At 70.6% G+C, this 18058-nt stretch carries 24 protein-coding genes, 1 tRNA gene and 1 riboswitch; of the genes, 14 read left to right on the plus strand and 11 right to left on the minus strand.

Annotation, left to right across the window (positions count from 1 at the left end):
• Positions 1-86: 86 nt before the first annotated feature.
• Positions 87-1031 (minus strand): alpha/beta fold hydrolase, encoded by a 945-nt coding sequence (locus BBA86_RS01590; protein ID WP_065570159.1) that lies wholly within the window; start codon positions 1029-1031, stop codon positions 87-89.
• Positions 1032-1082: 51 nt separating this feature from the next.
• Between BBA86_RS01590 and BBA86_RS01595 the strand changes: the two genes are divergently transcribed.
• The gene (locus BBA86_RS01595; RefSeq protein WP_065569946.1) at positions 1083-1565 is read left to right on the plus strand and encodes a carboxymuconolactone decarboxylase family protein; all 483 of its coding nucleotides are present in this window, start codon (positions 1083-1085) and stop codon (positions 1563-1565) included.
• Positions 1562-2275, plus strand: a complete 714-nt coding sequence (locus tag BBA86_RS01600) for a tyrosine-protein phosphatase (RefSeq protein WP_065569947.1) — start codon at positions 1562-1564, stop codon at positions 2273-2275. The genes BBA86_RS01595 and BBA86_RS01600 overlap by 4 nt, the downstream gene beginning before the upstream one ends.
• A 7-nt stretch (positions 2276-2282) precedes the next feature.
• On the opposite strand, the gene BBA86_RS01605 is transcribed toward BBA86_RS01600, so the two are convergent.
• From BBA86_RS01605 to BBA86_RS01620, 4 genes are all read right to left on the minus strand, one after another.
• A complete protein-coding gene (locus BBA86_RS01605) occupies positions 2283-2726 on the minus strand; it encodes a Fe-S oxidoreductase (protein ID WP_065569948.1) in 444 nt (147 codons plus the stop codon).
• Positions 2723-3535, minus strand: coding sequence for an arginase family protein (locus BBA86_RS01610; protein WP_065569949.1), 813 nt, complete (start codon positions 3533-3535; stop codon positions 2723-2725). The genes BBA86_RS01605 and BBA86_RS01610 overlap by 4 nt, the downstream gene beginning before the upstream one ends.
• A gap of 67 nt (positions 3536-3602) precedes the next feature.
• A complete protein-coding gene (locus tag BBA86_RS01615; RefSeq protein WP_065569950.1) occupies positions 3603-4337 on the minus strand; it encodes a PspA/IM30 family protein in 735 nt (244 codons plus the stop codon).
• A 62-nt stretch (positions 4338-4399) separates the two neighbouring features.
• Positions 4400-6391, minus strand: coding sequence for a TPM domain-containing protein (locus BBA86_RS01620; protein WP_065569951.1), 1992 nt, complete (start codon positions 6389-6391; stop codon positions 4400-4402).
• Positions 6392-6556: 165 nt separating this feature from the next.
• On the opposite strand from BBA86_RS01620, the gene BBA86_RS01625 reads away from it, so the two are divergent.
• From BBA86_RS01625 to BBA86_RS14490, 5 genes are all read left to right on the plus strand, one after another.
• A complete protein-coding gene (locus BBA86_RS01625; RefSeq protein WP_065569952.1) occupies positions 6557-7390 on the plus strand; it encodes a DUF3097 family protein in 834 nt (277 codons plus the stop codon).
• 59 nt (positions 7391-7449) lie between these two features.
• On the plus strand, positions 7450-8196 hold the full coding sequence (gene trmB / locus BBA86_RS01630) for a tRNA (guanosine(46)-N7)-methyltransferase TrmB (RefSeq protein ID WP_065569953.1): 747 nt from the start codon (positions 7450-7452) through the stop codon (positions 8194-8196).
• On the plus strand, positions 8196-9047 hold the full coding sequence (locus tag BBA86_RS01635) for a CPBP family intramembrane glutamic endopeptidase (RefSeq protein WP_065569954.1): 852 nt from the start codon (positions 8196-8198) through the stop codon (positions 9045-9047). The genes trmB and BBA86_RS01635 overlap by 1 nt, the downstream gene beginning before the upstream one ends.
• Before the next feature lie 83 nt (positions 9048-9130).
• Positions 9131-9613, plus strand: coding sequence for a pyridoxamine 5'-phosphate oxidase family protein (locus BBA86_RS01640; RefSeq protein WP_065569955.1), 483 nt, complete (start codon positions 9131-9133; stop codon positions 9611-9613).
• Between the two features lie 87 nt (positions 9614-9700).
• Complete coding sequence (locus BBA86_RS14490) at positions 9701-9856, plus strand: hypothetical protein (RefSeq protein ID WP_189318399.1); 156 nt, start codon at positions 9701-9703, stop codon at positions 9854-9856.
• Positions 9857-9869: 13 nt separating this feature from the next.
• On the opposite strand, the gene BBA86_RS01645 is transcribed toward BBA86_RS14490, so the two are convergent.
• The 3 genes from BBA86_RS01645 to BBA86_RS01655 all read right to left on the minus strand — a co-directional run bounded on the left by BBA86_RS01645 (position 9870) and on the right by BBA86_RS01655 (position 10893).
• Positions 9870-10433, minus strand: a complete 564-nt coding sequence (locus BBA86_RS01645) for a GNAT family N-acetyltransferase (protein ID WP_065569956.1) — start codon at positions 10431-10433, stop codon at positions 9870-9872.
• A gap of 21 nt (positions 10434-10454) precedes the next feature.
• Positions 10455-10637 (minus strand): hypothetical protein, encoded by a 183-nt coding sequence (locus tag BBA86_RS01650; protein ID WP_065569957.1) that lies wholly within the window; start codon positions 10635-10637, stop codon positions 10455-10457.
• Between the two features lie 79 nt (positions 10638-10716).
• Positions 10717-10893 (minus strand): hypothetical protein, encoded by a 177-nt coding sequence (locus BBA86_RS01655; protein ID WP_223246993.1) that lies wholly within the window; start codon positions 10891-10893, stop codon positions 10717-10719.
• A gap of 141 nt (positions 10894-11034) precedes the next feature.
• Here BBA86_RS01655 and BBA86_RS01660 point away from each other — a divergent pair, with 141 nt between their 5' ends.
• From BBA86_RS01660 to BBA86_RS14495, 3 genes are all read left to right on the plus strand, one after another.
• Entirely contained in the window at positions 11035-11769 is a 735-nt protein-coding gene (locus BBA86_RS01660; protein ID WP_065569959.1) for a tyrosine-protein phosphatase, read from the plus strand.
• A 5-nt stretch (positions 11770-11774) separates the two neighbouring features.
• Positions 11775-11839, plus strand: a riboswitch (guanidine-III (ykkC-III) riboswitch).
• A 12-nt stretch (positions 11840-11851) separates the two neighbouring features.
• Complete coding sequence (locus BBA86_RS01665) at positions 11852-12169, plus strand: DMT family transporter (RefSeq protein ID WP_065570160.1); 318 nt, start codon at positions 11852-11854, stop codon at positions 12167-12169.
• 86 nt (positions 12170-12255) lie between these two features.
• Positions 12256-12402, plus strand: a complete 147-nt coding sequence (locus BBA86_RS14495; RefSeq protein ID WP_189318400.1) for a hypothetical protein — start codon at positions 12256-12258, stop codon at positions 12400-12402.
• A 57-nt stretch (positions 12403-12459) separates the two neighbouring features.
• Here the strand turns inward: BBA86_RS14495 and BBA86_RS01670 are convergent.
• Positions 12460-12532 (minus strand) — tRNA-Arg (locus tag BBA86_RS01670).
• A gap of 71 nt (positions 12533-12603) precedes the next feature.
• On the opposite strand from BBA86_RS01670, the gene BBA86_RS01675 reads away from it, so the two are divergent.
• Positions 12604-13329, plus strand: a complete 726-nt coding sequence (locus BBA86_RS01675) for an NUDIX hydrolase (RefSeq protein ID WP_065569960.1) — start codon at positions 12604-12606, stop codon at positions 13327-13329.
• Here BBA86_RS01675 and BBA86_RS01680 read toward each other — a convergent pair.
• Entirely contained in the window at positions 13317-14306 is a 990-nt protein-coding gene (locus tag BBA86_RS01680) for a DUF2510 domain-containing protein (protein WP_065569961.1), read from the minus strand. The two genes, BBA86_RS01675 and BBA86_RS01680, sit on opposite strands and share 13 nt — an antisense overlap.
• Positions 14307-14440: 134 nt before the next feature.
• Here BBA86_RS01680 and BBA86_RS01685 point away from each other — a divergent pair, with 134 nt between their 5' ends.
• Complete coding sequence (locus tag BBA86_RS01685; RefSeq protein ID WP_065569962.1) at positions 14441-15085, plus strand: SDR family oxidoreductase; 645 nt, start codon at positions 14441-14443, stop codon at positions 15083-15085.
• A 12-nt stretch (positions 15086-15097) separates the two neighbouring features.
• On the opposite strand, the gene BBA86_RS01690 is transcribed toward BBA86_RS01685, so the two are convergent.
• Complete coding sequence (locus BBA86_RS01690) at positions 15098-15889, minus strand: SGNH/GDSL hydrolase family protein (RefSeq protein WP_065569963.1); 792 nt, start codon at positions 15887-15889, stop codon at positions 15098-15100.
• A 98-nt stretch (positions 15890-15987) separates the two neighbouring features.
• Here BBA86_RS01690 and BBA86_RS01695 point away from each other — a divergent pair, with 98 nt between their 5' ends.
• On the plus strand, positions 15988-16812 hold the full coding sequence (locus BBA86_RS01695) for a transglutaminase-like domain-containing protein (RefSeq protein WP_065569964.1): 825 nt from the start codon (positions 15988-15990) through the stop codon (positions 16810-16812).
• A 65-nt stretch (positions 16813-16877) separates the two neighbouring features.
• Positions 16878-18050 carry a sensor histidine kinase gene (locus BBA86_RS01700; RefSeq protein WP_223246994.1) on the plus strand — a complete coding sequence of 391 codons (1173 nt, stop codon included), beginning with the start codon at positions 16878-16880 and terminating at the stop codon, positions 18048-18050.
• Positions 18051-18058 lie beyond the last annotated feature (8 nt).

The raw sequence follows: 18058 nt of genomic DNA on the forward strand, positions 1-18058 counted from the left end.
CGGCATCGATGGGCGTCGACGTCGACGCCGGCCCATCGCGGTGCTCGGTGCGCGTTACAGCCTAGAGTCCCGCGCGCGCAGTTCGGTCACGCTCGGTCATGAGCGGAACGGACGAGCGCCGCGAGTTCGCGGGGTCGCTCCTCGTGGACGTTGTGCGCTGTGTCGAGCTCGGTGTGCCGGGCGCGCGGAACGCGCCGCAGGAATTCGGAGCGGTCGGCATCTGTGAGGAATCCTCGAGTTCCCGTGACCAGGGTCATCGGTGCGGTGACGGCGGCGAGGTCGTCCCACCCGGCGGCGGAGAGCACGCCGGCTTCGGCTCGGTGCGCTGCGTCGACGGCGCTCGCCGCGTCGGGATCCTCCGCGAGCCGGTTCGCGAGGTGGGCGAAATGATGCTTCCATTCGACGCGGCCGTCGGGACGGACCCGCGAGTTCAGGGAGACGCCTCGGGTGGCGGCCTCGCGCGTGCCGCCGAGTCCGAACGTCAGCGCACGCTCGACGAGCTCGTCGCGGCTCGCCCAGTCCGTCGGGCCGGCGAAGAACGCCCGGATGGAGGATGCCGCCCCGTTCGGATCGATACCGGGGGAGATGTCGACGAGGACGACCGAACGGACGAGGTCCGGATGCCGCGCCGCGAGCGCCGCTGCGGCGAGTCCTCCGAGCGAATGCCCGACGAGGACCTGCCGGTGGCCGTTCGTCCACTCGTGGACGGCGGGCGCGACATCGACGGCGATGCTCCCGCCGGTGTAGCGCGCGTCGTCCCGCCAGGAGGAGTCGCCGTGCCCGGGCAGATCGAGGACCAGGGCGGGCAGGCCCAGGTGCAGGACCGTCGTGTCCCACGTGTGCGCGTTGAGTCCGGCCCCGTGAAGGAACGTGACCTCCGGTGCGGCATCCGGGTCGCCGAAGCGAAGCGCGCTGATCACACGACCGTCCGCGAGCCGGTGCGTCAGACGACTCACGGTCGGGACGGGGACCCCGATGTCGGCCGCCTGCGCGGGGAGGTAGGAGAACTCGTCGAAGGCGGCGTCGCTCACGTTCCCATTGTGGCCGATGCCGGGCGCGGATGCCGCGGCTAGGGTGACGACATGAGCGATCACCACCGCGTGCACCTCGCCCGGGCCGCGCGCCCGGCCTACGACGCCCTCGAAGCGTTCGCGACGACCGTCGGGGATCTCGCCGCCGAGGCGGGGATCGACGCGCGGCTGCGCGAGCTCGCCCTCATCCATGCGTCCCAGCTCAACGGCTGCGCGTACTGCGTCCGGGTCCACGTCGACCGGGCCGTGAAAGCCGGGCTCACGCTCGACGTCGTCGCGCAGCTGCCCGTCTGGCGGGAGTCCGGTGTCTTCAGTGAGCGCGAGCGGGCGGCGCTCGAGCTGACGGAGTCCTACGTCTTCATCCACGACGAAGGCGTCTCCGACGAGGTGTACGACCGTGTCGGCGGCATCCTCTCCGAGGAGGAGTACGTCGCCCTCAGCTGGCTGCTCGTCTCGATCAACGCGTTCAACCGCATCGCGATCGCCGGCCGGTACCCGGTCTCCGAGCGGCGCACGCCGCCGCCGGCTCCGTGAGCGTCGTCGACGTCCCCGGAACGTTCAACTTCCGCGACGTCGGGGGCCTGTCCGCCGGCGAGAGGCGCACCCGCTCGGGCGTCCTGTTCCGCTCCGGCAACCTCGCTCACCTCGAGCCGGCGGGACGAGATCGCGTGGCGGGCCTCGGCATCCGTCGCATCGTGGACCTGCGCGACGACGACGAACGGCGCAGGGAACCCTCGCGGCTCGACGGTCTCGGGATCGACACGGTGCACCTCCCGATGTACGCGGGGTCGGTGTCGTCGTTCTTCGCGGACGACCTGTCCCTCGGAGACGTGTACCGGGCGCTCGTCGACGGTTCCGCGTCGCGGTTGGTCGAGGCGGCGCGCGCCGTGCTCGAGGTCCAGCCGGTGCTCGTGCACTGCACCGTGGGCAAGGACCGCACCGGGCTGTCCGTGGCCCTCATCCTCGCGGCCGCCGGCGTGGACGACGACGCCGTGCTCGCCGACTATGCACGGACCGAAGCGTTGCTTCCCGCGACGCGGAACGAGAGCGTCCTGCGTTACCTCCGGCAGAGGTACCCGGGGGCGCGTCATCTGGAGGACCTCGTGACCCGGTCGCCGGCGGAGGCGATGCGCGCCGTGTTCGACGACCTGCGCCTGCGCTACGGGAGCGTCGTCGAGTACCTGCAGGCGTACGGCCTCACGACCGTCGAGATCGCGGAGCTGCGTCGGGCGCTCGTCGAGTGACGGGTGGTCAGCGGGGGATGTAGCGCCCGTCGGCGAGACCCGCTTCGATCTCGAACCGGTTCGTCAGCGGGTTCCGGCCCGCGAACAGGTACAGGACCGGCATGAGCATGCCGTACCGCCGCCATTGTTCGCGATGCGTGGCTTCGTGGCGCAGTAGCCGATCGTCGATGGGACCGTCGCCGGTGAGGAAGCACCCGCCGACGCACACACCGCCGCGGCCGAACGTGGCCCCCGGCATCCCCCGGAAGACCCAGAGCCCTGCTCGCCGTTCGATGCGGCCCGTCGACCACAGGGTTCCCCAGGCGAAGCCGAACGCCGTCCCCGCGAGGTAGCCGAGGCGGCTGAGAGGTGAATCGAGCAAAATGCCGGGGATCCAGCGGTCGAACCGTCGCCCGCGCGCCACGGCGCGGTGCGCCCGAGCCTCCCACCCCGCCGGGGGCACGGGGTTCATGCGAGGGCTCCGAGGAGGCGGAGGATCGTGCCCAGGTCCTCGACCGCGGCGTCCCGCGACGCCGGGGCGAACCCGGACAGCGAGGCGCCGACGAGCGGCATCCGCTCGCGCAGTCGCGCGATCGACGCGGAGACGTGCGCGGGGTCGGCACCGAAGGGGACCGGTTCGAGGACTCCGACGACCGCGGCGGGGTCGAGGACGTCGAGGTCGATGTGCACGTAGACCGCGTCGGCTCCGGTTGCGGCGACGGCCTCAGCCAGCGACGCGGCGTCGGCGAGGGCGTCCGCTGCGACCGTGGTCATCTCGGAGCCGTCGAGGAGAGCGGCCTCGGCGTCGTCGAGTGCGCGTGCCCCGACGAGGACGGTCCGGGATGCGGGTACGAGCGGGTCGGCGACGAACGGACCCGCCTCGATCGTCGCCCGCAGAGCCATCCCCGCCAGCGCGCCCGAGGGGGACGAATCCGGCGTGTGCAGGTCCCCGTGGGCGTCGAACCACACGACCGCGACAGACGGATGCCGCTCGGCGGCGGCGGCGATCGCCGGCACGGCGACTGCGCAGTCCCCGCCGATGACGACGGCGGGTTCCTCACCGGAAGCGAGAACCTCGGCGAGGGCGTTGCGGACGCGGGTGAGGGTACTGAAGCGACGGATGCCGGTGCCCACCGCCTCTCCGGCTTCGGCGGGCACGTCCACACGGGTCAGCGCGGAGCGCGGCAGGTCGTCCGCGATCGCCTCGGCTCCGTCGATGAGGCGCATGGCGCGGGAGGACGGCGAGCCCTGCCACTGCGGGACGACGAGGAAACGGGTCATGGGTGCCTCCGGGGGAGCACGGCGGCGCCGGACCCTCGGGTCCGGCGCCGCGTCTCGCGTGCGGGTCTTACTGCTCGATGGCGCCGGCGTTGCCACCGGTCTTCAGCGCAGCCAGGCGCGCCTCGACCTCGGTGAGCTCACCGAGGTCCTCGAGCTGGTTGAACTGCGCGTCGATCGTCGACGCGGCGATCTCGGCCTTGCCGGCGGCGAGAGCCTCCTGGCGGCGGACCTTGTCCTCGAACCGGCCGAGCTCGCTCGTCGGGTCGAGTACGTCGATCGACTTCACGGCGTCGTGCACCTTGTTCTGAGCCTCAGCGGTCTTCGCGCGGGCGAGCAGCTCGGAGCGCTTCGAGCGAAGCTGGTCGAGCTTCTGCTTCATGCCGTTGAGGCCGTCCTTGAGCTTCTCGACGACCTCGGTCTGCGCGGCGATCGACGGAGCGATGGCGCGGGCCTCGTTCTCCTCGCTGATCTGACGCTGCAGGGCGATCTTGGCGAGGTTGTCGAACTTGTCGGCATCCGTCGTGTTACCGGCCGAGCGCAGCTCGTCGGCCTTGCGGCTCGCGGCGATGGCCTTGTTGCCCCACTCTGCGGCGGCCTTCACGTCCTCGTCGTGGTCGCGTTCGAGCAGGCGCAGGTTGCCGATGGTCTCGGCGATGGCGGTCTCGGCGTCGGCGATGTTGTTCGTGTAGTCGCGGACGAGCTGATCGAGCATCTTCTGCGGATCCTCGGCGGAGTCGAGGAGGGCGTTAATGTTCGCCTTCACAAGGGTGGAGATGCGGCCGAAGATGGACTGCTTTGCCATCGGGTTTCCTTTCGTTACGAGAGGTCGTGCTGTCGAGGTCTGTGAGGTACGGCGTCGGAAGATCAGAAGCGTCCGCCTCCTCGCCGGGAGCGGGAACCGCCGCTGCTGCGCCCGATCGAGCCGCCGCCGAATCCGCCGCCGCGACGCGAGGACGAGCCGCCGAAGCCGCCGCCGAATCCGCCGCCGAATCCGCCGCCGAATCCGCCGGAGGGCCGTCTCGATCCGCCGCCGCCGAGGAGGGAGCCGATGATGATGCCGCCCAGCATGCCGCCGAAGTCGCCCGCGCCGCCAGTGTTTCCGCCGCCGGCGAACGATCCGACGTCGCCCTGCGCGCGTTGCATCGCCTCGCCCGCCAGTGCGCTGGAGCGGTGCGCGAGATCGAGGGCGCGTTCGGGGTCGCTCTGCTGCAGCTGCGTCGCCTGCACGAGGGCGGCGCCGGCTTCGGCCAGTCGCGTACGCGCCGTCGCCCCGACGGCACCCCGCCGAGCGCCGATGAAGTCTTCGGCCGTCGACACCTGGGCCCTCGCCTGGAGCAGCGTCTGGGAGAGCACGCTGCGCGCGCGATCGGCGCGCTGCTGCGCGTCGCGCACCTGACCGAGGGCACCGTCGATCGCCGCGTTCGCCTCTTCGAGGAGGTCGACGGCCGACAGGGGGTCGCGCGCCCGGCCGGTCAGCTTCTCGCGGGCGGCGTCCAGGTTCAGGCGGGTCGAGGCGATGACGGGTGCGAGACGTGACTCGGGGTCGGGTGTCGCGGCGGCCGCCGCGAGGTCGGCGTCGAGTTCGGTGACGAGGGCGGCGCCCTCCTGCTCGGCGGCGGACAGGTCGGCGGCGAGCTTCTCGACGGCGTCCTGAAGACGGGTCGCCTGGTCGACGGCCTGCTCGGCGGCTCGGATGCCGACGGCCGCCCCTGCGCCGTCGCCTGCCGCGAGCTCGGTCTGAGCCTCGGACAGCCGGGCGTCGGCGAAGCTGAGGCGATCGCGTGCCTGAACGGGGTTGTCGGCGACGGCGGCGAGGGCCTCGGCGCGGTACGCCGCTCGGAGCTCGCTGAGACGGCCGTCGATTCCGTCGAGACGGGCACCCGCCTCGGTCCGGCGCTGCTGCACGCGGGCGAGGGCTTCCGGAGCGTTCTTCGCGAGACCCCGCAGGGCGTCGAAGGCCTCCGCCTTCTCGGTCAGCGTCTCCGCGGCACTTCGGCAGAGGCTCAGGATCTCCTCGTACCAGGCGCGGCGCTGGTCGGGGGAGTCGGGCGTCTCTTCGTCCATCTGCTGCTGCAGCGAGAACGCGCGCTCGAGCGAGGTGCGCGCCGTCGCGATGGCCTGCTCGAACTCGGCGGTGGCGGCACTTCCGAACTCCGCCGTGGCGAAGCCGAGTTCTTGCGCGCTCGTGGTCATCGCGTCGTCGGTCTGCACGAGCGCGGCACCGGCCTGGCGTTCGAGCTCCTCGAGCGGAACCTGTCGCGTGCCGGCGTTCGTGCCGGCCGCCGCGCGGCGGCGCCGGACGACCGCCCAGACGACGAGCCCGGCGATCGCGGCGACGATGAGGAGGACGACCCAGATGAGACCGCCGCCCCCGCCGGAGCGCGTGTTCTCGAGTCCGTCGGCCGCTGCGACGCCGGCGCCCTGCCAGTCACCCGCATCGAGGGCGGGGAGCACGCGCTCCTGCTCGATCGCGGTGATGCGGTCGTCCGAGACAGGCCCCGACGAGTCGGAGGAGAGGTAGTAGGCGCGCCCCTCGGTGGCGATCGCGAGGAGGTACTGGTCGGGTCCGAGGTTGTTGAGATTCGCGGTGTCTTCGGCCCACTGCTGGGCGCCGGTCGGGTCGGTGAACCTGTCGACGTAGACGACCCAGAGGTCGAGCCCGGTGTCGTCGGTGAGGCGCTCGAGGCGAGCGTCGAGGGTGGCCTCCTGCGCGTCGGTCAGGACGTCGACCTGATCCCAGACGCGGCTCTCGCCGAGTGTGACGGGCTCGGTCGCCGCGGCTGGTGCGGCGAGGGCGACAGAGCCGATGGCGACCGCGAGCGAGGCCGCGACGACGGACGTCAGGCGGGATCGCATCGGTGAGTCCTCCGGGAGTCGCTCGGTGGGTCGCTCGGCGGTCGCAACCGCTTGTCGCGAGTCTATGCCGCGGTCCGTATGTCTCGATACCGGGTTGCCGTCGGAGCGCCTGTGCGTTCCCTTTGCGTTGCTCGCTTAGGCTTCCCGAGGTTTCAGGAGGTGCGTGTGGACGATCGGTACGGCAGCGATGTGCTCGCCGCGGGGTGGCGTGACAAGGGACGGCCGACGGTGTCGACCGTTCCCGCCGACAGGGGTCTCGTCGTCGAGGTCGCCCTCGACGATTTCGTCGGCGCGGTGACAGGTGTGACCGCGGGTCACGTCGAGCTCGAGGACCGGCACGGCCGCGTGCGGCTGTTCCCGGTCGGCGGTGGCTTCCTCGTCGACGGCAAGCCCGTCCAGCTCGTCCCGCCGCGGGCCGCTGCCCCCGCCGGACGGACGCGCACGGCATCCGGCTCCTTCGCCGACCCGCGGGCCCGCGCTCGCGTCGCCCGCGCGTCGCGGATCCTCGTCGAGGGCCGCCATGACGCGGAGCTGGTCGAAAAGGTCTGGGGCGCTGACCTCCGCGTCGAGGGCGTCGTCGTCGAATACCTGCAGGGCGTCGACCTGCTCGAGGATCTGCTCCGAGCGGAGCCGCCGAGCGCCGAGCGCCGCTACGGGGTCCTCGTCGATCACCTGGTCCCCGGCTCGAAGGAGACGAGGATCGCCGAGCAGATCCTCCGCGGCCCGCACGGGCCGCACCTCAGGATCGTCGGTCACCCCTACATCGACGTGTGGCAGTGCGTCACGCCCCGCGCCCTCGGCATCGCCGCCTGGCCCGAGGTCCCGCGGGGGATCGAGTGGAAGAAGGGCGTCAGTCGCGCCCTCGGCTGGCCCGCCGAGGACCAGACCGACATCGCCCAGAACTGGCAGCGCATCCTCGGCTCCGTCACGACCTTCCGCGACCTCGACCCCGCGCTCCTCGGCCGCGTCGAGGAACTCATCGATTTCGTGACCGCATGAGCGGGCGCCGCCGAGGCAGGCCCGCGGGGACCCCGGATTCCGCGGGATACCCTGGTCGCATGCCCGATCCCGACGCGCCCGAGTCCGCGCCGCGCTTCCGTGAGAAGCCCGTGTCGTTCGTGCGCCGGAGCGGTCGGATGAGCGATGCGCAGGAGCGCGCCTGGGATGACCTCTCGAGCACGTATCTGCTCGAGGTGGAACGGGATGCCGCGGCCACCAGCATCCGTCCCGGTTCGATGATCGACCCGGTCGCCGAGTTCGGCCGGGAGGCCCCGCTGACCGTCGAGATCGGCTCGGGCCAGGGGCACGCGATCGTGCATGCCGCCGGGCGGGCACCGGAGCGCGACTTCCTCGCCGTCGAGGTGTTCCGCGCGGGGCTCGCCCGCACGATGCTCGACGCGGACCGCGAGGGGGTGCGGAACCTTCGTCTCGTCGAGGCGAACGCGCCCGAGGTCCTCGAGCACCTGCTGCCCGAGGCATCCGTCGACGAGGTGTGGATCTTCTTCCCCGACCCGTGGCACAAGACCAAGCACAACAAGCGCCGCCTCATCGCGGACGGGTTCCCGGCGCTCGCCGCCCGCGCCCTGCGCGACGGCGGAACCCTGCGCCTCGCGACCGACTGGGAGGACTACGCGCTGCAGATGCGCGACGTGCTCGCCGGTGCGGCTGACTTCGAGTCGGCGTTCGAGGGGGAGTGGGCGGATCGCTTCGACGGTCGCATCATGACCGCGTTCGAGCGCAAGGGAATCGCGAAGGGGCGCGAGATCCGCGACCTGACCTATCGCCGCCGTTCCCGGCCGGCGTGATGGTCCGCGCGGACGGCGGAACCCGGCCCGTCCTCGACGTCCGCGTCGTGCCGGCGCTGCTCGTCTGCCTCGCGGCGCCGGCGTTCTTCGTCCTGTTGACGCCCTGGCTCGGGTGGCTCCTGCTGGGTGCAGGCCTCGCCGTAGCCCTGATCATCGAACGACGGGATGCCGCGGCATCCGACCCGTCGATCACGCGGGACCTCTCGCTCATCGCGATCGGCCTGCTGATCGTGAGTGTCATCCCGCTGAAGGCGGAGCTCGACGACGCGGCGATGATCCGGTTCACGCTCGCCCTCGGCGGCGCGGTGCTGGTGCCGTACCTCGTGTCGCGCTTCATCTATCGCGACCACGCGATCCGGTTCCCGTGGCGCGGCGGCGGGCGATGGACGGCGTGGCAGTGGGTGTGGCTCGTCGCCGTCCTCGTGCTCGGGTGGCTGCTGCTGCCGTTCTACTTCATCACCTCGGGCGTCTATGAGAACTGGCCCGTCGTCGACACCCCGGACCTCATCGCACGTCTGTTCGTCGGCGTCGGGGCCGTCGGCATCTGGGACGAGCTCTTCTTCATCTGCACCTGCTTCGCGCTGCTGCGGCGCCACTTCGCGGATGCGACCGCGAACGTCCTCCAGGCGATCGTGTTCGTCTCCTTCCTCTGGGAGCTCGGCTACCGGGCATGGGGGCCCGCGCTCACGATCCCGTTCGCCCTCCTGCAGGCGATCATCTTCTTGCGCACGAAGTCGCTCGCATACGTCGTGACGGTCCACCTGCTTTTCGACGCGGTCGTGTTCGGCGTGCTGGTCCATGCGCACAACCCGGGTCTGCTCGACGCGATCTTCCTCGTCCCCGCGCCCTGAGACGCCCATCTGCGCGAAGTGTCAACCCCGAGGTCGTATGCGGCAGCGGATGTGACGCTGAAGCGGAGACGAAGGAGGGCCCCATGGCCACCGAGAACGATCCGCACGCGACACTCATCGACCTGCTGCCGAAGTTCCGCTTCGCGATGGTCACGACCATGAACGAGGAAGGTGCGCACGTCGCACGCCCGTTGACCGTCCAGGACCGGGAGTTCGATGGAGACCTGTGGTTCATCGTCGGCCGCGATTCGTCGGTCGCCGCGCACGTCGCTGCGCAGCCCGCGGTCGGTGTCGCTCTGAGCACGAACGACGCCTGGGTGTCGCTCGCGGGCAACGCCGAAGTGGTGGACGACCTGGAGCGCCTGCGGGAGTACTGGTCGCCGGCGGTCGAGGCCTGGTTCCCGGACGGCCCGGAGGATCCGAACGTCACGCTCCTGAAGATCGACGCCACGTCGGGCGAGTACTGGAGCAGCCCCGGCGGCACGGTCGCGTCGATCATCAGCCTCGTGAAGTCGAAGGTGACGGGTGAGCCCTACGAAGGGCGGAACGACACCGTCGATCTCTGATCGCCCTGCCTGTCAAGGCCCTCTCCGCGCGGGTGCTGCATGCGTACCGTCGCCCGCACGTGACCGACAGCGACCGGAAGGACCGCGATGAGCGACACGAACGGCTCGGATGAGCACAACACCCAGGGTGTCCCCGACGATCAGGCCGACGCCGATACGGCTTCGGGTGGATCGCCCGACGAGAACCCGCCGGTGACCACGAACGAGGACGGGACTCCCATCGAGAATCCCTCGGGCGGCTAGACCGACCCGAGCATCAGTTCTGCCGTCGCGCGGGGATGTCCGTCCTCAGCGCGACGGCAGTTCCTCGTTCGGGAGGATGCGGGTCGGTCGTGAGTCGAGCATGGGTCTCGACGTCGTATCTCTCGTCGCCGTATCGGAGCTTCTGTCGTTCGATGCCTTCGGCGAGGTATCCGGCAGCGTGGGCGACACGGCAGGACGCAGGGTTGTTGACACGGTGACCGAGCTCGAGCCGGTGGAGCCCGGCGCGGAACGCCCAGTCGCTCACCCGAGTGAGGGATGCCGCTGCGACGCCGTTGCCCCGAGCTGCGGGCGCGAGCCAGTAGGACATCCACGCCGTCTGGTGGCGGAACTCGATCGCGGCTGCCCCGACATTGCCGACGACATGACCGTCGATCTGCACCGCCCAATTCTTCGCCGTGTCGTCGAAGCGAAGGTGGCGCTCGATGAATCCGCGAGCAGCAGATGCGTCCGCGAGGTCCACACCGCCGAACTGCGGTGCGAGATCGTCGCCGTCGCGAGCGGCGCGACTGAGGTCGTCGGCATCGGCGGCGTTCCAGGGGCGCAGGAGGATGGACATCCCCGGCATCCTCTCAGGTGCTCAGAAGTGCGACAGCAGCGACGGGCCGAACGCGACGACCACAGCGATGGGAACGACGAGCAGGCTCATCGCAGCGATGCCGATCGCAGCGATGGTGCCGAGGACCGACAGCACGGCGGCGCGCGTCGTGGTGCCTGTAGAGGTGCCGTGGCGAGAGGTAATCGGGAGGGTCGCGGTAGCCATATCTCGACGCTACGAATCGCCGCGGGTCCCCGCGTCAGCCCGGGGACTGGCCGGTGTCATCCTTCGGGATGACCTTGCGTCAGAACGGTGGCGGTCCGGGTGGGCCGGTGGTGAAGTGCGGGATGCGTCGACTCATCGCCTCCCACACCCGCGGGTACCGGTGCACGAGCGCCCGCCCGATCCCCATCAACCGCCCCGCGGCATGCTCGGTGATCCGCAGCGCCGACGCCACTTCCAGGCGCACGTCCGCGCTCATCACCACCCGATCCAGGGTCGTCGGGATCCCCTCGGGACCTCGTCGACGAACGGGGGAGGGCTGGACATGGCCCCAGACGAGGAGGGGGTTCCGACATCGCTTCCGCCGCGGCCCCGCACCCCGGCGTGGCAGGATCGCCGCATGGAGACGCCTCTCGGAATCGCAGGGCTGGCGAATGCTCGAGACCTCGGCGGGCTCGAACGGACCGACGGCTCGCACACGCCGGCCGGCGTCTTCGTCCGGGCCGAGACGCTCGACCGTGTGACCGACGCCGGGTGGCATCGGCTACGAACGCACGGCGTGAAAACCGTCGTCGACCTTCGGCGTCCGAGTGAACGTACGGTGTCCGTGCCCCGCGACATCACCGTCCGGCACGTCGACCTCGACGGGGACGAACGGCATTTCTGGGAGTCCCGCGAGAAGGACGGCCAGTGGGGGACCCCGCTGTACTACGTCGATCACATCGGCGAACTCCCGCACCGGCTCGCGGGCGCCCTCGACGAGATCGCTCGAGCCCGTGCCGGCGGCATCCTGTTCCACTGCAGCGCAGGCTGGGATCGGACCGGCCTGCTGGCTGCGGTCCTGCTGAAGGCCGTCGGCGTGACAGAGGATGCCGCGACCCGGGACTACCTCTCCTCATTCGCCAACGCCGAGACCATGGCGGAGCTCCACGGCCGCTCGTTCGACGTCGTCGAGCGTCTGAGCGTCCTGGACCGCTTCGGCCACACGCCGGAGTCCGCTTTCCGCGACATGTACCGTCGGCTCGATGCCGACGCGTGGCTGGGCGCTCACGTCGACGTCGACACCGCGGAGGTCGTCAGGACGTGGCGCGGTGCCATCCGATCTGCACCGGATCTGCCCAGCACGTCTCGATAGACTCGGCGCGGGCCCCGACCGGGCCCCCGGACGAGGGTTCAGTACCCGGTGAGCGACAAGACTGGCCAGGAGGTCAGTCATGCTGTCGTGGATCGTTCTCATCGTCGCCGGGTTGCTCGAAGCCGTGTGGGCCACGGCCCTCGGCCGCTCCGAAGGCTTCACGAAGCTGTGGCCGACGGTCACCTTCGGCGTCGCACTGGTCGCGAGCATGGGCGGGCTGGCGTTCGCGCTCCGTGAGATCCCGACCGGGACCGGGTACGCCGTGTGGGTCGGGATCGGAGCATCCCTCACCGTCGTCTGGGCGATGGTCACCGGCGCGGAGTCGGTGTCGATCGTGAAGGTGCTCCTGATCCTCGGGCTCGTCGGCTGCATCGTGGGGTTGAAGCTCGTCTCGGACTGACGAGCTGAGCTGTCAACCCCGAGCAGACGTGCGGACGGCGCAGTAGCGTCGCGTCCACACGAACGACAACGACCATGGAGGACGACATGTCAGGTGAGGACCGCGGTACCGACGAGAACGCCTACGAGGGTCCCGACGTCGAACTCCCCACGCATGACGGCGCGGTCCCCGGCGGCATCCCGCCGTTCGGTCACCCCGTCGACCCGGACGGCGGGACCCCGGACGAGGACTGAGCGGATCCGGGAACGACGAAGGGGACCCGGCGGTGCCGAGTCCCCTTCGCGTACCTGTGCCCCCGGAGGGATTCGAACCCCCGACTTCTGGTACCGGAAACCAACGCTCTATCCCCTGAGCTACGGAGGCGTACCGATCGAGACTATCACCGGTGCACCGGGTCCCGCGCCCACCGGCACACGGTCGCATAGCCTGATCCCATGAGCTCGCCTGCGCCCGTCCCCGCCGCGCGAGCGCAGCTGCAGCAGCTGGTCGAATCGGTCGCCGGTGGCGATGTGCAACCGGGCTTCGATGCCCTCCGGGCGCTGCCCGCTGTGCCAGGCGCACGCGCAGCGGCGGTGCTCATCCTCTTCGGAGTGCTCGACGACATCCCTGCCGATCGGGAGCACCCGGAGCGCGCCGTCTCCCGCGACCTCGACGTTCTGCTCCTGTCGCGAGCCGAGACGCTTCGCTCCCATCCTGGTCAGGTCGCGTTCCCGGGTGGGCGTGTGGATGCCGAGGATGCCGACGCGATCGCGGCATCCCTTCGCGAAGCGCGGGAGGAGACCGGTCTCGACGTCGCCGGTGTCGACGTCCTCGGCACGCTCGAGCCCATCCCGCTCGAGTACTCGCGCCACCTCGTCACCCCGGTTCTCGCGTGGTGGCGGCGACCCTCCCCGGTCGGTGTGGTCGACGAGGCCGAGTCGGCGGACGTCTTCCGCGCCCCCGTCGGCGACCTGCTCGATCCGGCCCGCCGCGGCGTCACGGTCGTCCGCACCGATCGCGGCGAGTTCCGTGGTCCCGCCTTCCTGATCCCCACGACCCGGGGGGACCGGCTCGTCTGGGGGTTCACCGCGATGATCCTCGACGGCCTGTTCTCGCGGCTGGCGTGGACCGAGCCATGGGATCGGGACCGCGTCATCCCGCTCCCGGGTCAGAACGCGTAGTAGCCCGAAAGGTCGGTCAGCAGGAAGTCCGTCGCGTCGTCCGGGACGAGGTACGCCACGAGGCCGCTCGCCGTGTCGCCCTCGGCGATCGTCCCCGCATCGCGCAGGAGCGTCGTGTCGTCGCCGGCGACCACGAACGAGTACGGGTACACCCCGCCGTCGTCGGTGGCGAGGGAGAGGTCGTACGTCGGGAATGCCGCCGGAACACCGTCCGGGGCCATGCTCGTGACGCTCATCTCCACCAGCACGTAGCGGTATCCGTCGGTCGCGGCGGTGTTGAGCGAGTTCCACGAACTCACCTCGTCCGTGGCATCCTCATCGACGATGCGGACCTCGGCGGTGTACTCCGTCCCCGACCCCGTCTCACGGACGTAGGGGAGGGAGAGCGGCTCTCCGATCGACCCGGGCCCCGTCTCCGGCGCATACGGTTCGAGGTCCGGAACGGCCGGTGACTCCGGGTCCTCCGGCGCAGATCCGTAGTCCTGGTCGCTGTTGTAGCTGTAATCGGTGGTCGAACCGTTCCAGATGAGCGACAGGACGGAGAACGTCGCGAGGCACGCCAGCACGAGGCCGACCCCGGAGAGGATCGTTCCCGTCAACGCCAGGGGTTTCGGCTGACGGCGCACGAGCGCGATCGCGCCGAAGACGGCGCCCGCGATCGCGACGACCAGGCCCAGGAACGGGATCCAGCCGAGGACGATCGCCGCGATGCCGATCGAGAGCGCAGTCACTCCGAGAGCCACGGGACGGGACGGCTGCACGGGTCCGCCGGCGTAGGGCGGGTATGCGGGCGGCATGCCCGCCGCCGATGCGTACGGCGGAAGCACAGGACCGCTGGGGGAGGGGATGCCGGGGCTCGCTGCTGTGCCGGCGGGAAGGTAGGCGGGCGCCGCATGCCAGGCCGTCCCGTCCCAGTAGCGGAGCTCGTTCCCCGCGTGCGGGGCCGGGTACCACCCGGCCGGAGTCGTGTCGCTCACGTCTGTCTTCCCCCTCGTGCGTGTGGTCGTGGAAGCGGACCGAGCCCCCTTCCACGTCGAGGGTACAAGTGCAAGGGCAGGTCCTTCGGCGGTCCGTCGACGTAGCGTCGGGTCTTGACGAAAGGAGCCACTCCATGGCAAACATCACGATCATCGGCGGGCACGGCAAAGTCGGGCTGCTTCTCGCTCCCCTCCTCGTCGAGGCCGGGCACGACGTGACCTCCGTCATCCGGAACCCGGACCACAGCGACGACATCACCGCCACCGGGGCGACCCCGCTCGTGGCGGATGTCGCGGCATCCGATACCGACGCGATCACCGAACTCCTCGCAGACAGCGACGCGGTCGTCTGGTCTGCCGGCGCGGGCGGCGGATCGCCTGAACGCACGTACGCGGTCGATCGGGATGCCGCGATCCGGTCGATCGACGCCGCGGTGGCGGCGGAGGCGCGGCGCTACCTGATGGTGTCCTACTTCGGCGCCGGCCCCGACCACGGAGTCGACCCGTCCGATGACTTCTTCGCCTACGCGGAGTCCAAGGCGGCTGCGGACGAGCACCTGCGCGCAGCGGATCTGGACTGGACGATCCTCGCGCCGTCGGCGCTGACCCTCGACGAGCCGACCGGCCGGATCGACGCGCACGCCGCCGAGGGCACGTCCGTCTCGCGCGCCGATGTGGCAGCTGTGATCGCGGCGTCCCTGGCGGACCCGAGCACGATCGGGCGGACGATCTCGTTCAACAACGGCGACGCGCCCATCGCCGACGCCATCCGCGCCTGAGCGCGGGCGTCGTCACGGTACGACGGGTGCCGGTGCGTCCTCACGGGGTGCGCCGGCGTCCGTCGTGACGCTGCGTTCGTGCAGTGCGGCCAGCAGCTTCTCGGCGAGGTATTCGTGGCCCCGATCCGAGGGATGCTTGCGCCCTGCACCCGTGTCGATCATCTCGTGATAGTTCGCCGGCGTGAGCCACTGCTCCTGCAGCGACGAGATGTACCACCAGTGGCGGTCGGCCGCCGCGGCCTCGAGGTCGGAGTCGATACGCGCCGTGCCCTCGTTGACGGGGAACTCGTGGGGCGTCGGACCGAAGATGACGATCTGCGCCTGTGGGAAGAGCCGCTCGAAGGTGTTCCACGTCGCGTCCACGGCTTCCCGGTAGCCGCGCTCACCCTGCTGGTCGTCGTTGATCGAGCCCTGGATGATGATGAGGTCGAAGTTCGACGCCGGGTCCAGCGTCTCGGCGCGGCGGCGGAAGTCGGGTCCGTCCCGTCCGGGCTTCATGTAGCCCGAGCCCCGGACGCCGTCGACGGTGACATCCCACCCGCTGAGCTGGCCCAACTGGTACGCGTAACCGTCGGTGGGCACCGTCGCGGCGGATCCGTAGGTCCACGAGTCGCCGAAGACGAGGACTTTCGCGTCGGCGGGGACGGACAGCGGCTCGACGTCGGCGACGGCGCCGACGGAGGTCGCAGCTTCGGCAGTGGGCGGGGTTCGCCACGGCTGCCAGGCGGACACGGCGACGATCGCTGCCACACCGGCGGCGACGACGCCCAGCCCCCAGCCGCGGGCGCGTCGTACAGAAGTCATGCGACGAGGGTAAGCGATCATCGACGATCCCGAGCCACTGTTCACGTGACTGATACGCGGACCCGACGGTGACCGTCCTCGCGTGCGAGGATTGCTCGGTGCAGCGCGTCGTCCGAGCCGAGCTCGACCTTCATGTCGACGGGGAGCTCGACCTCATCCTGTGCGTCGCCGTCGCGACGGGGGTCCCCGTCGCAGCGGAACGGCTGTCTCTCGCGCGCGACGGCGGAGAAATCGCCCCCGTGGAGGTGACGGATGCCGCCGGGTCGCGGCTCCACCGCCTCCGCGTCGAGCCCGGCTCCCTGCAGGTTCGCTACGAGGCGCGCGTTCTCGGACAGGCCGAAGCGGCTCCCGCGTCCGGCCTCGACACCGCCGTCTATCTGCGCCCGAGTCGGTATGCGCCCTCCGACTCGGTCTTCGCCCAGGCGCGGCGGCAGTTCGGCGGGTTGCGCGGCACGGACCTCCTCCGCGCCGTCGAGGCCTTCGTCGCCGAGACCGTCACGTACTCGCCGGGGCTCTCCCTCGGGACGGATTCCGCCGTGACGACGCTCGCGACGGGGCAGGGCGTCTGCCGTGACTACGCGCACCTGGTCATCGCGTTGCTTCGGGCGATGGATGTCCCCGCCCGCTACGTCGCCTGCTATGCGCCGGGTCTCGTGCCCATGGACTTCCATGCTGTCGCCGAGGCGTGGATCGACGGCCGCTGGCTGGTCGTCGATGCGACCCGTCTGTCGAACCGTCGAGGCCTCGTCCGGATCGCGACGGGAAGGGATGCGGCCGATTGTGCGTTCCTCAGCTATTACGGTGCGAACGTGTCATTGCGGCGCATGCTCGTCGACGCACGCGTCGACGGCGATGAGGCGGCGGTGGCCGCGGCATCCGATCCGCTGCAGGACGATCGCGCCGCCCTCGTCACGATCGCATGATGCGCTGCCGAGCCCGCCGGGCACAGGGTGGTTAGGGTGAGGGCTAGGAGATCCGGGAGCTGAATGTGAAGACCGCCGACGACGCCATCCGGCGCGCGCTCATCGAGGACTACGGGGTGCTCGGTCGCGCTCCCGAGCCTGATCTGCAGGGCCTCGTGCAGTTGGCCGCGACAGTGTGCGGCGTTCCGACCGCGGTGATCAACATCATCGACGACCGGTCCCAGCACCAGATCGCCGCCGTGGGCTTCGAACCCGCGGTGTGCAGCCGTGAGGACTCCATGTGCGCCGTGGTGTTCCGCGAGCCCGGTCACACCGTGGTGGAGGACGCGACCCGCGATGACCGGTTCGCGGGCAACCCCTTCGTGACGGGCGAGGTGGCGAACGTCCGGTTCTACGCGTCGAGCCCGCTCATCACCCCGTCGGGGGTACCGATCGGCACGGTCTGCATCTTCGACGAGGAGCCGCGCGAGCTGCCGGATGAGGAGAGCGCCGCACTGGCTCTCATCGCGCACCAGATCGTCGATGTCCTCGAGCTGCGTCGTCTCACGCGCGAGCTCGGCGAATCGAACGAGCAGCTCGAGAACTTCGCCGCTCAGGTCGCGCACGACCTCCGCAATCCGCTGACCGCTTTGACGGGCTACATCGAACTCGCCTCCGAGGTGCCGGAGGTCGCTGAGGTGCCCGCAGCTTCGCGCGCGCTGGCGCGTGCCGAGTCGGTGGCCGACAGGATGTCGGGGATGATCGCCCGCCTGCTGGACTACGCGAGCGTCGGCGGCGCGCCGATCCGCCGCTCCACGGTCGAGGTCGGTCCTCTCGTCGCCTCGACGATGGAGGACCTGCGCAGCGCCGGTCTCGACAACGGCGCCGAGGTGGCCATCGAGGCATCCGTCCCCGTCCCCGCCGACCCGACCCTCCTCGGCGTCCTGATCCAGAACCTCGTGGGCAACGCGGTGAAGTTCGCCGGTGCTGGTGAACGCACGCCGGCCATCACAGTGACCGTGGGCACCGTCGTCGCGGGCGTCCGGATCATCGTCGACGACAACGGACCCGGCGTGCCGCCCGCCGAGCGGGAGGTCGTCTTCGAGCCGCTCGAGCGCGGATCGAACGTCGCCGTCCCCGGCTTCGGGATCGGTCTCGCGACGTGCAACCGGATCGTCCAGTCGCACGGCGGACGGATGGGCATCGACGAGTCGCCCTCGGGTGGCGCTCGCGTCTGGGTGGTCCTTCCGTCGGCGTGAGGACCCCC

Source organism: Microbacterium oleivorans, assembly GCF_001691565.1.
GTDB classification, from domain to species: domain Bacteria; phylum Actinomycetota; class Actinomycetes; order Actinomycetales; family Microbacteriaceae; genus Microbacterium; species Microbacterium oleivorans_B.

Excerpts from the sequence above, each read along its gene's own strand:
- BBA86_RS01595 (WP_065569946.1), top strand. The coding sequence starts at position 1,083 with ATGAGCGATCACCACCGCGTGCACCTCGCCCGGGCCGCGCGCCCGGCC.
- BBA86_RS01605 (WP_065569948.1), bottom strand. The coding sequence starts at position 2,726 with ATGAACCCCGTGCCCCCGGCGGGGTGGGAGGCTCGGGCGCACCGCGCC.
- BBA86_RS01610 (WP_065569949.1), bottom strand. The coding sequence starts at position 3,535 with ATGACCCGTTTCCTCGTCGTCCCGCAGTGGCAGGGCTCGCCGTCCTCC.
- BBA86_RS01615 (WP_065569950.1), bottom strand. The coding sequence starts at position 4,337 with ATGGCAAAGCAGTCCATCTTCGGCCGCATCTCCACCCTTGTGAAGGCG.
- BBA86_RS01620 (WP_065569951.1), bottom strand. The coding sequence starts at position 6,391 with ATGCGATCCCGCCTGACGTCCGTCGTCGCGGCCTCGCTCGCGGTCGCC.
- trmB (WP_065569953.1), top strand. The coding sequence starts at position 7,450 with ATGCCCGATCCCGACGCGCCCGAGTCCGCGCCGCGCTTCCGTGAGAAG.
- BBA86_RS01635 (WP_065569954.1), top strand. The coding sequence starts at position 8,196 with ATGGTCCGCGCGGACGGCGGAACCCGGCCCGTCCTCGACGTCCGCGTC.
- BBA86_RS01640 (WP_065569955.1), top strand. The coding sequence starts at position 9,131 with ATGGCCACCGAGAACGATCCGCACGCGACACTCATCGACCTGCTGCCG.
- BBA86_RS14490 (WP_189318399.1), top strand. The coding sequence starts at position 9,701 with ATGAGCGACACGAACGGCTCGGATGAGCACAACACCCAGGGTGTCCCC.
- BBA86_RS01645 (WP_065569956.1), bottom strand. The coding sequence starts at position 10,433 with ATGTCCATCCTCCTGCGCCCCTGGAACGCCGCCGATGCCGACGACCTC.
- BBA86_RS01650 (WP_065569957.1), bottom strand. The coding sequence starts at position 10,637 with ATGGCTACCGCGACCCTCCCGATTACCTCTCGCCACGGCACCTCTACA.
- BBA86_RS01655 (WP_223246993.1), bottom strand. The coding sequence starts at position 10,893 with ATGAGCGCGGACGTGCGCCTGGAAGTGGCGTCGGCGCTGCGGATCACC.
- BBA86_RS01660 (WP_065569959.1), top strand. The coding sequence starts at position 11,035 with ATGGAGACGCCTCTCGGAATCGCAGGGCTGGCGAATGCTCGAGACCTC.
- BBA86_RS14495 (WP_189318400.1), top strand. The coding sequence starts at position 12,256 with ATGTCAGGTGAGGACCGCGGTACCGACGAGAACGCCTACGAGGGTCCC.
- BBA86_RS01675 (WP_065569960.1), top strand. The coding sequence starts at position 12,604 with ATGAGCTCGCCTGCGCCCGTCCCCGCCGCGCGAGCGCAGCTGCAGCAG.
- BBA86_RS01685 (WP_065569962.1), top strand. The coding sequence starts at position 14,441 with ATGGCAAACATCACGATCATCGGCGGGCACGGCAAAGTCGGGCTGCTT.
- BBA86_RS01690 (WP_065569963.1), bottom strand. The coding sequence starts at position 15,889 with ATGACTTCTGTACGACGCGCCCGCGGCTGGGGGCTGGGCGTCGTCGCC.